The sequence below is a fragment of the Micromonospora foliorum genome, from assembly GCF_022229015.1.
GTDB classification, from domain to species: domain Bacteria; phylum Actinomycetota; class Actinomycetes; order Mycobacteriales; family Micromonosporaceae; genus Micromonospora; species Micromonospora foliorum.
Map to the genome: position 1 here is coordinate 1 of NZ_JAKKFF010000186.1, position 14105 is coordinate 14105.

The window sequence follows — 14105 nt, forward strand, 5'->3', positions numbered from 1 at the left end:
GGGCCACCCCAGCGCCGCGGGCCGCCCGCCGGGTCGCCGCCGCCCGCCGGGTCGTCGCCCTCCGGTACGCCGATCGGGCCCTCGCCCAACGCGGATGCGGCCTCTTCGGCGGCCAGCTCGTTGAGCCGGGCGCAGAGACGCTCGGCGCTGCGGCGGGAGTTGGTGAAGACGATGGTCGAGCGATGCTGCCCGATGAGGGTGAAGACCCGCTCCTCCACGGCCGGCCAGATCGACGCCCGACGTGGCCCGGGGCCGCCGAGGTCGTCCTCCGGTGGCTGCTCCTGCTCGTCCAGGCGGGTCATGTCCTCCACCGGGACCTGCACGCTGACCTCGATGGTCTTCGGGGTGGCCGGCTGCACCACGTCGACCGGGCGGGCACCGCCGAGGAACTGCGCGCAGGCGTCGATCGGCCGGACGGTGGCCGAGAGGCCGATGCGCTGCGCCGGGGCGGGCAGCAGCTCGTCGAGGCGTTCGAGGGAGAGGGCGAGGTGGGCGCCGCGTTTGCTGCCGGCCACCGCGTGCACCTCGTCGACGATTACCGTCTGGATGCCGCGCAGCGAGTCGCGGGCCGCGGACGTGAGCAGCAGGAACAGCGACTCGGGCGTGGTGATGAGGATGTCGGGCGGGGTGCGGGCGAAGGCTCGTCGTTCGTCGGCGGGCGTGTCGCCGGTGCGCATGCCGACGGTGATGTCGGGCGGTGCGACGCCCAGCCGGGTGGCCGCCTGTCGGATGCCGGCCAACGGGGCGCGCAGGTTGCGTTCCACGTCGACGGCGAGGGCCTTGAGCGGGCTGACGTAGAGCACACGGCACCGCTGGCGGGCCTCGGTCGGCGCCGGCTCGCGGGCGAGTCGGTCCAGTGACCAGAGGAAGGCCGCGAGCGTCTTGCCCGAGCCGGTGGGCGCCACCACGAGCGCGTTGCGACCGGCGGCGACCGACCGCCAGGCACCGGTCTGCGCGGCGGTCGGGGCGGCGAAGGCGTTGTCGAACCAGGCACGGGTGGCCGGGCCGAACCCGGCGAGCACCGCGCCGGCGTCTGCGTCTGCCCCGGTCACCGGTCTATCGTGCCCCGCCGGTCCGACATCCACGAACGACCTCACGGCGGAATGGGCCGGCAAAAGGTAAAAAGCGTGGAACGTGCGCTTAATACGTTAAGTCTCACTTAACTGCTTGCTTCTGAGGAGCAACATAAAGTAACTTCACTCGCAACGCGAACCGGGGTGAGGGGATTTGATGGCCGGCGAGCAGCGCACCGTCGAACCGGGCACCGACGTGCTGATTCGCAAGGTCGACAGCCACCTCGCCGCGCTCCGTGCCGGACTGCACGGCCCAGAGCTCGAGCTGGCCGAGCGTCTCGCCCGCTGCCTGCGTGAGTTGGTCCTCTGCACCGCCCAGGCCAGCGCCGCCGATCGGGGTCAGGTCCGCGTTGCCGTCCACTACTTCGTGCTGCGTCGCGAGAGCCGCGGCCGCCTGCTGTCGGTGCGGTCGCTGACCGCCGCCGAGCGGGTGGTCGACCGGGTCGCCCGCCAACTCGGTCGCCTCGACCTGCTCGCCGAGCTGCGCCGCGACCGCCCCGCGCCCGACGACGCGCAACCCCTCAACAACGCCCTGCTGCGCTGACCCGCCCCGCCCCCGGCCCTGCCCCCGGCCCACCGCTGGCCCCGCCCTGCCCCTTCCCGCGTTGATCAAGAGGTTTGCGTCATCCCTGCCCGCGTTCCTGACGCAAACCTCTTGATCAACGGTCGAGGCTGGGGCTGGGGCTGGGGCTGGGGCGGGGTTGGGGCTGGTGGTGGGCCGGGGTTGGGGGCCGGGTTGGGGCTCTGGGGCGAATTCCGGTAAAACCGCCCGGCGGGGGAGGAACTGGCGTCTGATCGCTGCTAGGCGCCACCGCTGCCACGGGCGTCGGCCATGTCGATCGGGAGCGCAGGTGCTGGTACTGCTCATCCTCCACCTCGTGGCGGCCCTCGCCGCGCCCCTGTTCGTCAGTTGGTGGGGTCCGCGCGCGTGCTATCCGTTGGCGCTCGCGCCGGCGGCCGCGTTCTGCTGGGCGGCGGCCCGCACCCCGGCCGTCGCCGACGGCGGGGCGGTGGTCGAGACGTACCCGTGGATCCGGCAGTTGGGCCTCGACATCGCGTTCCGGCTCACCACGCTGTCCTGGCTGATGACGCTGCTGATCGGCGGCGTCGGCGCGTTGGTGCTGGTCTACAGCGCCCGCTACTTCAGCGCCGGCTCCATCGGGCTGGCGCAGTTCGCCGCGGTCCTGGTCGCCTTCGCCGGCGCGATGCTCGTCCTGGTCTTTGCCGACGACCTGCTGCTGCTCTACGTCGGCTGGGAGCTGACCACGATCTTCTCGTACCTGCTGATCGGGCACAGCACCGAACGGCGGTCCAGCCGTTGGGCGGCGGCGCAGGCGTTGACCGTCACCACGCTGGGCGGGCTCGCCATGCTGGTGGGCTTCATCATGCTTGGCGAGCACGCCGGAACATACCGCTGGTCGGAGATCAGCGCACAGCCGCTGCCCGGCGGCGGGTACCTGGTGGGCGCAGTGCTGCTGATCCTGGCCGGCGCGCTGTCCAAGTCGGCGGTGTTGCCGTTCAGCTCGTGGCTGCCGGTCGCGATGGCGGCACCCACACCGGTCAGCGCCTACCTGCACGCCGCCGCCATGGTCAAGGCCGGCGTCTACCTGGTCGGGCTGCTCGCGCCGGTGCTCGCCACGGTCGGCCCGTGGCGGCCGGTGGTGCAGGTCGCCGGCGTGGCGACCATGCTGCTCGGCGGTTGGGCCGCGCTGCGCCAGACCGACCTCAAGCTGCTGCTGGCGTACGGGACGGTCAGTCAGCTCGGCCTGCTGGTCGCGGTGACCGGCTCGGGAACCCCGGACGCCGCGCTGGCCGGTACCGCGATGCTGCTGGCGCACGCCCTGTTCAAGGCGGCGCTGTTCCTGGTGGTCGGCATCATCGACCACGGTGCCGGCACCCGTGACCTGCGCGAGTTGTCCGGGCTGCGGCACTGGTCCCGGCCGCTGTTCGTGGTCGCCGTGCTGGCCGCGGCGTCTATGGCCGGTGTGCCACCACTTGTCGGCTTCGTGGCCAAGGAGGCGGTGTTCGGGGCGTTCACCGACCAACCGGTGCTCCTCACCGGCCTGGTCGCCGGGACGGTGCTCACCGTCGCGTACAGCGCCCGGTTCCTCTGGGGCGCGTTCGCCGACCGGCCGGGTGTGGAACCGGTGCCGCCGGGGTCGATCGCCGCGTCGCTGCTGGTGCCGCCCGCCGTCCTCGCCGGTTTCGGTCTGCTCGCCGGCCCGGCCGCGAGCGTGCTGGACGACCTGCTGCGCCCGTACGCCGATCTGCTCGGCGGGGTCGACGCGCACCTGGCGCTCTGGGCCGGACCGACCCCGGCGCTCGGCCTGTCCGTGCTGGCCCTCGTCGGCGGCGGCCTGCTCTTCGCCGTGCGCGGGCCGCTCGCCCCGGTGCTGGCCCGGCTCCGGTCACCGGTGGGGGGCAACCCGGGGTACGAGTGGGTCGTGGGCCGGTTCGACCGGCTGGCCATCGAGGTGACCAGCGCGACCCAGCGCGGCTCCCTGCCGCAGTACCTGGGCATCATCCTGGTCACCCTGGTGCTGGTGCCCGGCGCGGCGATGCTCTCCGCCAGCCCCTGGCGGGCGCGGATTCCGCTCTGGGACAGCCCGCTGCAACCGGTGGTCGTGGTGGTGATCACGGTGGCGGCGGTGCTGGCGGTCGGTGCCCGTCGCCGGCTGACCGCGATGCTGCTGGTGGGCATGACCGGCTACGGCACGGCGATGCTGTTCGTGCTGCACGGGGCGCCGGACCTGGCGCTCACCCAGTTCCTGGTGGAGACCTCGACGATCGCGGTCTTCGTGCTGGTGCTGCGTCGCCTGCCGGAGCGGTTCTCGGCCCGCCCGCTGCGCCGTACCCGTTGGGTCCGTCGGGTGATCGGGGTGGCGGCGGGGGTGGTGGCCGCCGGGCTGGCCCTCACCGCCGTCGGCGCCCGCCGGGCCCCGGACATCTCCGCCGCCTTCCCGGATCTGGCGGTGGCGCACGGGTACGGCCGCAACGTGGTCAACGTGACCCTCGTCGACATCCGGGCCTGGGACACGATGGGCGAGCTGGCGGTGCTGGTGGTGGCCGCGACCGGGGTGGCCAGCCTGATCTTCGAGCGCTCCCGCACCGGGCCGCGACCGCGCCGGCCCGGGTCGGACCAGCGGGCGGGTGGACCCGGCCGGCCGGTGTGGCTGCGCGGCGGCGCCACCCTCTACGAGGAGCGCCGCTCGATCGTGTTGGAGGTGGTCATCCGGCTGATCTTCCACACCGTGGTGCTGTTCTCTCTGTTCCTGCTCTTCTCCGGGCACAACGCGCCCGGCGGCGGGTTCGCCGGTGGGCTGGTGGCGGGTCTCGCCCTGGTGGTCCGGTATCTGGCCGGCGGCCGGTACGAGCTGACCGAGGCGGCCCCGATCGGGGCCGGCGCGATTCTCGGCGCCGGGCTGGCGGTGGCGGTGGGCAGCGGCGTGGTGGCGCTGCTGGTCGGCGGGTCGGTGCTGGAGAGCGCGAAGGTCGACCGGACGCTGCCACTGATCGGCGACGCCCATCTGGTCACGTCGCTCTTCTTCGACATCGGCGTGTACCTGGTCGTGATCGGGTTGGTGCTGGACATCCTGCGCAGCCTCGGCGCCGAGGTGGACCGGCACATCGAGGCCACCGGTACGGCGACGGGCGGCCTGACCGTCGACAAAGGGGAGCGGGCATGACGGCGAGCGGTGCGGGGCCGACGTTGGTGCTGGTGTTGGCCGTCGCGGTGCTGGTCGGGTGCGGGGTGATCCTGCTGTTGGAGCGCAGCCTGACCCGGATCCTGCTCGGGGTGATCATGCTCGGCAACGGGGTGAACCTGTTGATCCTGTTGGGTGGGCGGTCGGGCGGGGCGCCGATCGTCGGCACGGGGCCGGTGGAGCGGATGAGTGACCCGCTGCCGCAGGCGATGGTGTTGACCTCCATCGTGATCACCTTCGGGTTCACCGCGTTCCTGCTCGCGGTGGCGTACCGCAGCTGGTATCTCTCCGGCGACGACGAGGTCCCGGACGACCTGGAGGACCGGCAGATCATCCGCCGGGCCGGGCGGAACGAGGCGGGCGCGGTCGATTTCGGCGGGGAGGGTCCGAACGGCGATCCGGAGCAGGTCGATCCCGAGCCGGCCCGCCGACGGCTACGGCGCGGGGATGACGCGTGATGAGCACGCTGGTGCCGCTGCCGGTGGTGGTGCCACTGCTCGGTGCGGCGCTGACCCTGCTGTTGGCCGGGAAGCCCCGACTCCAGCGCGCGATCAGCGTGCTGTGTCTGGGCGGCACGCTCACGGTGGCGGTGCTGCTGCTGGTGCAGGCGTACCGGCACGGGCCGGTGGTGGTGGCGGTCGGGGCGTGGCCGGCGCCGGTCGGCATCGTCCTGGTGGCCGATCAACTCGCCGCGCTGATGCTCGTGGTGTCCTCGGCGGTGACCCTCTGCGTGCTGCTGTACTCGATCGGCCAGGGTCGCAGCGAGACGAGCGAGAGCTCGCCGGTGTCGATCTTCCACCCGACGTACCTGGTGCTGACCGCGGGCGTCACCAACGCGTTCCTGGCCGGTGACCTGTTCAACCTCTTCGTCGGGTTCGAGATCCTGCTGGCCGCCAGCTTCGTGCTGATCACCCTGGGCGGCACCGAGACCCGGATCCGGACCGGGTCGACGTACGTGGTGGTCAGCATCCTCTCCTCGATGATCTTCCTGACGTCGGTGGGTCTGGTGTACGCGGCCACCGGCACACTCAACCTCGCCCAGCTCGCCCAGCGCCTCGACGACCTGCCCGACGGCGTCCGACTGGCCCTGGAGCTGATGCTGCTGCTGGCGTTCGCGATCAAGGCTGCGGTCTTCCCCCTGTCGGCCTGGCTGCCGGACAGCTACCCCACCGCGCCGGCCCCCGTCACGGCCGTCTTCGCGGGTCTGCTCACCAAGGTGGGCGTCTACGCGGTCATCCGCACCGAGACGTTGCTGTTTCCCGGTGGGCGTGCCCACGTGCTGCTCATGGTCGTCGCCGGGTTGACCATGGTGATCGGCATCCTCGGTGCGGTGGCCCAGTCCGACCTGAAGCGACTGTTCTCGTTCACCCTGGTCAGTCACATCGGCTACATGATCTTCGGGGTGGCGTTGAGCACCACCGCCGGACTCTCCGGCGCGATCTTCTACGTGGTGCACCACATCACCATCCAGACCACGCTGTTCCTCGTCGCCGGGCTGGTCGAGGAGCGCGCCGGCAGCACCGACCTGCGTCGAATCGGCGGGCTGGCCCGGGTGGCGCCGCTGCTGGGTGTGCTCTTCTTCGTCCCGGCCATGAACCTCGCCGGAGTGCCACCGTTCTCCGGCTTCCTCGGCAAGCTCGGCCTGCTCCAGGCCGGGGTGGCGGCCGGTGGGCCGCTGCCCGGGGTGCTTGTCGCGGCCGGCACGCTGACCAGCCTGCTCACCCTGTACGTGGCGTCCCGGGTGTGGAACATCGCGTTCTGGCGCGCGCCCCGGCTGGCCACCAACGAACCGGTCGTCCGGTTGCCGAGGCTGATGGTGGGCGCCACCGTGGCCCTGGTCGCGCTCGGGCTGGCGTTGACCGTGCTGGCGGGGCCGCTCTTCGACGTCACCGCTGACGCGGCCGCGGATCTGCGCCTGCGCACCCCGTACGTGCGTGCCGTGCTGCCGGGCGGTGTGCCGTGACCGGCTCCCCCGAGCCGGCTCCGGACGCCCCCGGGCCCCCGGTGGTGGGGCGTGGTCGGCTCGGGCGTTGGCGGGACCAGGCGGTGGCGCTCGGGTGGCTGGTGGCGGTCTGGAGCCTGCTCTGGGGCGACGTCAACTGGGCCAACCTGATCGGTGGCCTGCTGGTGGGTGCGGCCGTGCTGGTGTTCTTCCCGCTGCCGGAGGTCAGCTTCGGTGGCCGGTTGCGGCCGTGGGCGCTGCTGGTGTTCGCGGGCCGGTTCGCCGTCGAGTTGGTCAGCGCGAGCCTGCACGTCGCCCGGATCGCCGTGCAGCCCGGCTACCGGCCGCGCGGGGCGATCATCGCGGTCCGGTTGCGGGTGTCCACCGACCTGAACCTGGCGCTCACCGCCGAGGCGGTGTCGTTGGTGCCGGGCACGCTGATCCTCGAGGTGGACCGGAACTCCGGAACGCTCTACCTGCACGTCCTGGACACCCACGGCCCGGGTGACCTGGACGTGGCCCGGGAACGCACGCTCACCGTCGAGCGGCGCATCATCCGCGCGGTCGGCGCCACCACCGAACTGCGCCACCTCGACGTCGCCGCACCCGAGAAGGGAAACCGCCCGTGACCACGTTCCTGGCCGTCGTCCTCACCGCCCTGCTGTCGGTCACCGCGCTCCTCGCACTGGCCCGCCTCTACCGTGGCCCGTCGCTGGTGGACCGGGTGATCGCCGCGGACATGCTGCTCGCCACGATGGTCGGCGCGGTGGGCGCCGAGGCGGCGGTCAACCGGCACGCCAGCACCCTGCCCGTGCTGGTGGTGCTCTCCCTGCTCGGCTTCGTGGGCTCGGTGTCGCTGGTCCGCTTCGCCGTCCGGGAGCAGCAGTGATCGCGACGATCGCGGACTGGCTCGGCGCCGGTTGTCTGGTGGCCGGCGCGCTGCTCGGCCTGGCCGCCGGGATCGGCGTACTGCGTTTCCCGGACGCGCTGTCCCGGATGCACGCGGCCACCAAGCCGCAGGTGCTGGGGGTGCTCCTGCTGCTGCTGGGCATCGCGTTGCGGCTGCGGTCCTCGGCGGATCTGGGCATGATCCTGCTGGTGGCGGTCTTCCAGTTGGCGACCGCGCCGGTCGCGGCGCAGATGATCGGGCGGGCCGCGTACCGGTCGGGGCGGCTCGACCGGCGCCTGCTCGACGCCGATGAGCTGGCCGAGCGCGGCGCGGGTGAGGAGCCGGCGTGACGCGCGGTGGCACCTCCCGAACCGGACGTTCCGCTCCTTCGGCCCACCCCCAGCGGAGTCCCAGCCAACGCCGATAAAATGGAGGCATGATCGACTCTTCTGCCCAGGAGGGCAGCAGTAGCCAGCCGGGTCGTGCCCGGCATATCCCCGTACCGACGACCCCGGGAGCCCTGAGCGACCCGTGTTGATCGTCGTTGGTCTCCTTCTGATCATTCTTCTCACTGCCGCCACCGGTTACTTCGTGGCGCAGGAGTTCGGCTACGTCGCCGTGGACCGGGGCAAGCTGCGCCAGCTCGCCGATGACGGCGACCAGGCCGCCGCCCGGGCACTGACCGTCACCAGCCGGCTCTCCTTCGTGCTCTCCGGCGCCCAACTCGGCATCACCGTCACCGCGCTGCTGGTCGGCTACGTCGCCGAGCCGTACCTGGGCGGTGGCCTCGCCGACCTGCTCGACGTGGCCGGCGTCAGCGAGGCGGTCAGCCTGCCGCTGTCGGTGGCGTTGGCCCTGGTCATCGCCACCATCGTGCAGATGGTCCTCGGTGAGCTGGCCCCGAAGAACCTGGCCATCGCCCGGGCCGAACGACTGGCCCGGGCGCTGAGCCGCTCCACCCTGATCTACCTGGCCGTCGCCGGGCCGCTGATCCGGCTCTTCGACCGGGCCTCGGTCCGTCTGCTGCGTCGCATCGGTATCGAACCGATCGAGGAACTGCCCAGTGGCGCCACCCCGGCGGACCTGGAACAGATCATCGCCGAGTCCCGCGAGGAGGGCAGCCTCGACGCCGAGATGTCCACGCTGCTCGACCGAGGTCTCGACTTCCGCGAACTGACCGCCGGCGAGGCCATGGTGCCGCGCGTCGACGTGCACACCGTACGGGCGCACGAGCCGGTCAGCCGGGTGGTCGAGCTGCTGGACACCGGCCACTCCCGCTTCCCGGTACGCGGCACGGAGGGCGTCGACGACCTGGTCGGCGTCGTCGGCATCGCCGACGTGCTCGGCGTACCCCCGGGGGAGCGGGCCACCACCCCGGTGAGTGCGGTGGCCGGGCCGCCGCTGCTCGTACCGGAGACGTTGCCCCTGCCCACGGTGCTCGACCGCCTGCGGTCCGGGCACCGGCAGATGGCGTGCGTGGTCGACGAGTACGGCGGCTTCGCCGGCGTCATCACGCTGGAGGACATCGCCGAGGAGCTGGTCGGTCCGATCCGCGACGAGGACGACCCACCGGAGCGGGCCCCGGCCCGGCAGGACGACGGGTCGTGGGTGGTGCCGGCCCGCTGGCGGATCGACGAGGTCGCCGACAGCACCGGGATCGCCCTGCCCGAGGCCCCCGAGTACGACACCCTGTCCGGGTTGGTGATGCGGGAGCTGGGCCGGGTGCCGGAGGTCGGTGACCGGTTGGAGATCAGCCTGCTGCCCGAGGGTGCGGACGGCGAGGACAACGAGGCGGAGCCCCGGGCACTGGTCGAGGTGCTGGCCGTGGACCGGCACGTGGCCGACTCGGTGCGGTTGCAGTTGACCAAACCCGGGGTGACCGCGTGAGCCCCGGGATCGCACTGTTCAGCTCGGTGATCCTGCTGGCGCTGAACGGGTTCTTCGTGGCCGCCGAGTTCGCCCTGGTGGCCAGCAAGCGCTACCGCCTGGAACAGGCGGCGGCGAACGGTGGTCGGGCGGCCCGGGCCGCGCTCGACGGCGTCCGCGAACTGTCGCTGATGCTGGCCGGCGCGCAACTGGGCATCACGCTGTGCACCCTGGGTCTCGGCGCGCTGGCCGAACCGGCGATCGAGCACCTGCTCAGCCCCCTGCTGCACGCGGTGGGCCTACCGGACGCGGCCAGTCACCTGATCGCCCTGGTCTTCGCCCTCGGAGTGGTGACCTTCCTGCACCTGGTCGTGGGGGAGATGGCGCCGAAGTCGTGGGCGATCACCGACGCGGAGCGCTCGGCGACGCTGCTCGCGTTGCCGTTCCGCGCCTTCGCCCGGGTCTCCCGGCCGGTGCTCTCCGCGCTGAACGCCCTGGCCAACGCGATCCTGCGACTGGTCGGCGTCAACCAGCAGGACCAGCTCGCCCAGGTGCACGGCCCGGACGAGCTACGGATCCTGCTGGAGCAGTCCCGTGAGCACGGGCTGCTCGGCGCCGAGCAGCACCAGTTGCTGACCAGCATGCTGGAGTTGCAGGGCACGTCGGTGGCGCAGGTGATGGAACCGTTCGCCACCATGGTCACCGTCCGCCGGGAAGACCCGGCCGCGCGGATCGAGGAGGTCAGCCGGGACAGCGGTCGATCCCGGCTGGCGGTGCTGGACGAGGCGGGCGACGTGTGCGGTCTCGTGCACGTCCGGGAGGCGGTACGGGTGGTCACCACCGGCCGGGTCGCCACCGCCGGGGAGTTGATGACGCCCGCGTTCACCCTGCCCGCGACGTCCTCGGTCACCGAGGCGGTGGCGGCGATGCGGGCCCGGCAGTCGCAGCTCGCGCTGGTGCGTAACGGCGGTGGCCCGGCCCGGCCGATCGGCTTCGTGGCCCTGGAGGACCTCCTGGAGGAGGTCATCGGGGAGTTCGACGACGAGACCGACACGGTTCCGCGCGGGCGTCGGCTGCGCTGACCTGCCGACCCGGCCGCGCTGACGACGTGCGGCCGGGTCAGCGCTCGGTCTGGTGGCGCTGCTCGACGCGGGCGGGCTTGAGCCGACCCCGACCGGGTAGGCGCGCCTGGTGGGGCCGGCGGAGCCCCGTCCCGGGAGGGGGCGCGCGGTGCGGTTGACCGGGGTGTCACCGGAGTCCGGTGGGACCGGGCTGTCCGTGCGGACCACGCTTCCCAATCCGAGTACCCGCCCGGGCCTGCGCCTGCCCGGGCGGGTGACCCTCGCGGCCGGCCCGGAGGACGTGCTGGTGCGGCACATCCGGCTCGGCCTCGTCACCACGGTCGAGCCGGATGACCCGAACGCGGCCCGACGTCTCGTGCAGTTCCACCACCTGCCGATCGCCGGCCGGTTCGTGGTGCCGGCCGGTCGGCGGCGGGCGGTCGACTTCGCGTTTCCGCTGCCGTGGGAGACCCCGGTGACCACCTTCGGTGGGGTGCCGCTGCTGAGCCTGCGGATGGGCCTGCGGACCGAGGTGTCGCTCGATCCCGACCTGGACCAGGGGGCCATGGTGCCGGTCTTCGTGCATCCGATCCCCACCCAGCAGCACGTGCTGGCGGCGCTGGACACGTTGGGCTTCATGATCCGTCAGTCCGGGTTGCAGGAGGGCGGGTTGCCGGGGGTGGAGCACACTCTGCCGCTGCACCAGCGTTGGGGCTACTGGGTGGGGCCGCTCTACGCCGGCCCGATCACCGAGCTGGAGGTGATCTTCGTGACCAACTCGGCGGGCCTGGAGGCGATCCTCTGGATGGATCGTCGGCTGGCGCTGGCCGGGATCACCCACCAGAGCATCAGCCGGTTCCGGATCTGGCACGAGGACGCCGACCGGCGGGACTGGGTGGCCACCGTGGACGGCTGGATCCGCCAGGCGATCAACCGGCACGCCGCCGCGGCCGCGCACGCCGACTGGTCCGCGCAGATCACGGGGTCGGCCCACGTCAGCCGCCATCCCGACGAGCCGATCCGACCGGGTTACGGCCTGGGCGGCACCGCCGGCGGCGCCGGCGTAGGAGGAGGCGGCTCCGGCGGCGACGGCACCTAGCCCCCGCCCCGCCCCGCGCGCCCCCGCCCTCTCACCCCCGCGATCTTGCACATCCTGCGTGAACAAATATGGTTAAAGCACGCATCCCGACCACCGAAAGTGCAAGATCGCGGCGGCGCCAGGTGCGGAGGGCGAGTTTGTGTGCGCCCAGGCCGCAGGGCCGGACGGCTCGCGTCGATCATGGAGGTGTGGTGGGATTAACATCCCCGTATTGCACCTTTTGTGAGGCACCACAACTCCATGATCGACCCGCGAAAGCGGTGACGCGCGGAAGCGTCGGGCACGTGCGGAAGCGGCCGCGGCGGGGTTAGCCGGCGCTGGCGGTGGCCAGCTTGAGGCTGAAGGCCAGGAACAGGGCTGCCACGGCGGTGGTGCCGCCGGCCGCCAGGCGGCGGCGCTGGCGGAACTGGGCGGCCAGGAAGGTGCCCGCGAAGATCAACGCGGTCAGGTAGAGCGCGCTGGTCACCTGCGCGATCAGCCCGAGCAGCAGGAACGACAACGCCGGCCAGGCGTAACCCGGGTCGACGAACTGGATGAAGAACGAGATGAAGAACAGGATCGCCTTCGGGTTCAGCAGGCTGATCACCAGCGCCTTGCGGAACGGGCTGCGCATCGCCGCCGGCTCCGCGGCGTCGATGAGCCGCGGCGTGCTCGGGTCGTTGCGGTCGCGCCAGCGCCGCGCGGCGCCGAGCAGCATGGTCACCCCGACATAACCGAGGTACGCGGCACCGGCGTACTTGATCACCATGAACAGCGGCGGGTACGCCTTGAGCAGCGACGCCACCCCGGCGGCGGAGAGGAACATCAGCACCCCGTCGCCGACGAACACGCCACCGGCGGCCCGGTAGCCGACCGCGACGCCCCGCTTGGCCGCGGTGGAGAGCACGAAGAGTGAGTTCGGCCCGGGCAGCAGGATGATGGCCACGGTGCCCAGCACGTACGTCCAGATGTCGGTGATCCCCAGCACGCCCGCCATCATCACGCCACCGGCGCCGTCCGCAGAAGTCTTTCCCGCAGCCTGGCCTGTGCGTTCGGCCACTCGTCGACGGTCATCGCGTACTGGACGGTGTCCCGCCAGGAGCCGTCCGGGCGTTGTCGGTGCATCCGCAGCACCCCTTCCCGGGTCGCGCCGAGCCGTTCGATGGCCGCCTGGGAGCGGACGTTGCGGATGTCGGTGTGCCAGGTGACCCGTACCGCGCCCAGGTCGTCGAAGGCCCGGCTGAGCAGCAGCAACTTCGCCTCGGTGTTGATCCCGGTGCGCCACCAGGGCCGGCCGAGGAAGGTGTGCCCGATCGCCACCGCCCGCCGCTCCGGGTCGATCTCGTAGTAGGAGGTGCTGCCCACCACCGCCCCGGTCGCCGCGCACCGCTGCACCCAGGCCACCCGCTCGCCCCGGTGCTGGGCGGCCAGGGCGGTGCCGATCACCTCGGCGGTTTCGGCGGGGGTGGTGGGCGGCGTGACGCCGAGGTGCCGCCACACCTCCGGGTCCGCGGTGGCGGTGTGCAACTCGTCGGCGTGCGCCACCTCCAGCGGCTCCAGCCGAACGTGCTCGCCGTGCAGCGGCACCGGGTCGTGCCAGGGTGTGCGGGCCGTCCGCAGGTACGCCGGCAGCGGCGCGGTGACCCCGGCGTCCGGCTCGGGTGCCCCGGCGGTCAGTCGCAGCGGCAGCACGCCGGCCCAGTGCGGCAGGTGCAGGTCGGCCTCGTCCTCGCGGACCCCGCCGGTGCGGGCCCGGACGGACACCTCGCGCAGTGGCAGCGCCAGCACGGCGGTCTCGGCCAGCTCGCGACGGCTGGGTGGACGGGTGGCGGTGCTGCGTCCCGCGCCGACCTTCTCGACCAGCGCGGTGAGCATGGCGAGCTTCTCCCGCTCGTCGGTGACCAGGCGGGCGGTGCCGTGCGCGACGACCGAGCGGTAGTTGGCGCTGTGGTGGAACTGGGAGCGGGCGTAGACCAGGCCGTCGAGCACTGTCACCGCGACGCAGACCGGCAGGCCGTCGTCGCCCCGGGCGGCGAGCAACGGGCGACTGCCGGTGGAGCCGTGCAGGTAGAGCGTGTCGCCGATGCGGACGTGCAGGGTGGGCAGCACCCGTGGCTGGCCGTCGACGACGAAGCTGAGCGCGCAGTCGTACGCCTCGTCGAGCACGGCGTGGGCGGCGGCCTGGTCGTAGCTCATCTTGTCGCGGGAGCGGTGGGGTGTGGTCCGGGCGGTGGGTGGATACATGCGCTCGCCCCTTTGTTCTAGTACAATCTCTTATTTGTGTCAGCACACTATCAGCTCACCGGTACGACAGCCGTCGAGATTTCGGCCAGCATCGAGTCGGGCATCCGCACCGGCGCCCTGTCCCCGGGGGCCGCCCTGCCGCCCGTGCGGGCACTCGCCGCCGAGCTGGGGGTCAGCCCGGCCACCGTCGCCCGCGCCTACCAGGAACTACGCCAGCGCGGCCTGCTCGCCACCGCCGGCCGGCACGG

At 72.4% G+C, this 14105-nt stretch carries 14 protein-coding genes; 11 read left to right on the top strand and 3 right to left on the bottom strand.

Annotated features, from left to right (window positions below; all coding sequences use genetic code 11):
• The coding region (locus tag PSH25_RS14885) for a DEAD/DEAH box helicase (RefSeq protein WP_238659655.1) at positions 1–1052 on the bottom strand (1052 nt) is incomplete at its 3' end.
• Positions 1053–1230: 178 nt separating this feature from the next.
• Between PSH25_RS14885 and PSH25_RS14890 the strand changes: the two genes are divergently transcribed.
• The 10 genes from PSH25_RS14890 (at position 1231) to PSH25_RS14935 (ending at position 11634) form a co-directional block, all read left to right on the top strand.
• A complete protein-coding gene (locus tag PSH25_RS14890; RefSeq protein WP_238659656.1) occupies positions 1231–1617 on the top strand; it encodes a hypothetical protein in 387 nt (128 codons plus the stop codon).
• A 307-nt stretch (positions 1618–1924) separates the two neighbouring features.
• A complete protein-coding gene (locus tag PSH25_RS14895) occupies positions 1925–4759 on the top strand; it encodes a Na+/H+ antiporter subunit A (protein ID WP_238659657.1) in 2835 nt (944 codons plus the stop codon).
• Entirely contained in the window at positions 4756–5235 is a 480-nt protein-coding gene (locus tag PSH25_RS14900; RefSeq protein ID WP_238659658.1) for a Na(+)/H(+) antiporter subunit C, read from the top strand. Before PSH25_RS14895 ends, PSH25_RS14900 begins: the two co-directional genes overlap by 4 nt.
• Positions 5235–6740, top strand: a complete 1506-nt coding sequence (locus PSH25_RS14905; protein ID WP_238659659.1) for a Na+/H+ antiporter subunit D — start codon at positions 5235–5237, stop codon at positions 6738–6740. The genes PSH25_RS14900 and PSH25_RS14905 overlap by 1 nt, the downstream gene beginning before the upstream one ends.
• The gene (locus tag PSH25_RS14910; RefSeq protein WP_238659660.1) at positions 6737–7348 is read left to right on the top strand and encodes a Na+/H+ antiporter subunit E; all 612 of its coding nucleotides are present in this window, start codon (positions 6737–6739) and stop codon (positions 7346–7348) included. Before PSH25_RS14905 ends, PSH25_RS14910 begins: the two co-directional genes overlap by 4 nt.
• On the top strand, positions 7345–7608 hold the full coding sequence (locus tag PSH25_RS14915; protein ID WP_238659661.1) for an MrpF/PhaF family protein: 264 nt from the start codon (positions 7345–7347) through the stop codon (positions 7606–7608). The genes PSH25_RS14910 and PSH25_RS14915 overlap by 4 nt, the downstream gene beginning before the upstream one ends.
• Entirely contained in the window at positions 7608–7958 is a 351-nt protein-coding gene (mnhG, locus tag PSH25_RS14920) for a monovalent cation/H(+) antiporter subunit G (protein ID WP_238659668.1), read from the top strand. Before PSH25_RS14915 ends, mnhG begins: the two co-directional genes overlap by 1 nt.
• 181 nt (positions 7959–8139) lie before the next feature.
• Positions 8140–9495, top strand: a complete 1356-nt coding sequence (locus PSH25_RS14925; protein WP_238659662.1) for a hemolysin family protein — start codon at positions 8140–8142, stop codon at positions 9493–9495.
• A complete protein-coding gene (locus tag PSH25_RS14930) occupies positions 9492–10556 on the top strand; it encodes a hemolysin family protein (protein WP_238659663.1) in 1065 nt (354 codons plus the stop codon). The genes PSH25_RS14925 and PSH25_RS14930 overlap by 4 nt, the downstream gene beginning before the upstream one ends.
• A 148-nt stretch (positions 10557–10704) precedes the next feature.
• Positions 10705–11634 carry a sporulation protein gene (locus PSH25_RS14935; RefSeq protein WP_238659664.1) on the top strand — a complete coding sequence of 310 codons (930 nt, stop codon included), beginning with the start codon at positions 10705–10707 and terminating at the stop codon, positions 11632–11634.
• A gap of 307 nt (positions 11635–11941) precedes the next feature.
• Here PSH25_RS14935 and leuE read toward each other — a convergent pair whose 3' ends face one another.
• A complete protein-coding gene (gene leuE, locus PSH25_RS14940) occupies positions 11942–12613 on the bottom strand; it encodes a leucine efflux protein LeuE (RefSeq protein ID WP_238659665.1) in 672 nt (223 codons plus the stop codon).
• On the bottom strand, positions 12613–13857 hold the full coding sequence (locus PSH25_RS14945) for a bifunctional pyridoxamine 5'-phosphate oxidase family protein/GNAT family N-acetyltransferase (protein WP_238659666.1): 1245 nt from the start codon (positions 13855–13857) through the stop codon (positions 12613–12615). The genes leuE and PSH25_RS14945 overlap by 1 nt, the downstream gene beginning before the upstream one ends.
• 36 nt (positions 13858–13893) lie before the next feature.
• On the opposite strand from PSH25_RS14945, the gene PSH25_RS14950 reads away from it, so the two are divergent.
• Positions 13894–14105 (top strand): GntR family transcriptional regulator (locus PSH25_RS14950; protein WP_238659667.1); only part of this gene is annotated, 212 nt, incomplete at its 3' end.

What these genes read in the sequence shown, in the direction of transcription:
- PSH25_RS14890 (WP_238659656.1), top strand. Translation starts at nt 1,231, where the DNA reads ATGGCCGGCGAGCAGCGCACCGTCGAACCGGGCACCGACGTGCTGATT.
- PSH25_RS14945 (WP_238659666.1), bottom strand. Translation starts at nt 13,857, where the DNA reads ATGTATCCACCCACCGCCCGGACCACACCCCACCGCTCCCGCGACAAG.
- PSH25_RS14900 (WP_238659658.1), top strand. Translation starts at nt 4,756, where the DNA reads ATGACGGCGAGCGGTGCGGGGCCGACGTTGGTGCTGGTGTTGGCCGTC.
- leuE (WP_238659665.1), bottom strand. Translation starts at nt 12,613, where the DNA reads ATGATGGCGGGCGTGCTGGGGATCACCGACATCTGGACGTACGTGCTG.
- PSH25_RS14905 (WP_238659659.1), top strand. Translation starts at nt 5,235, where the DNA reads ATGAGCACGCTGGTGCCGCTGCCGGTGGTGGTGCCACTGCTCGGTGCG.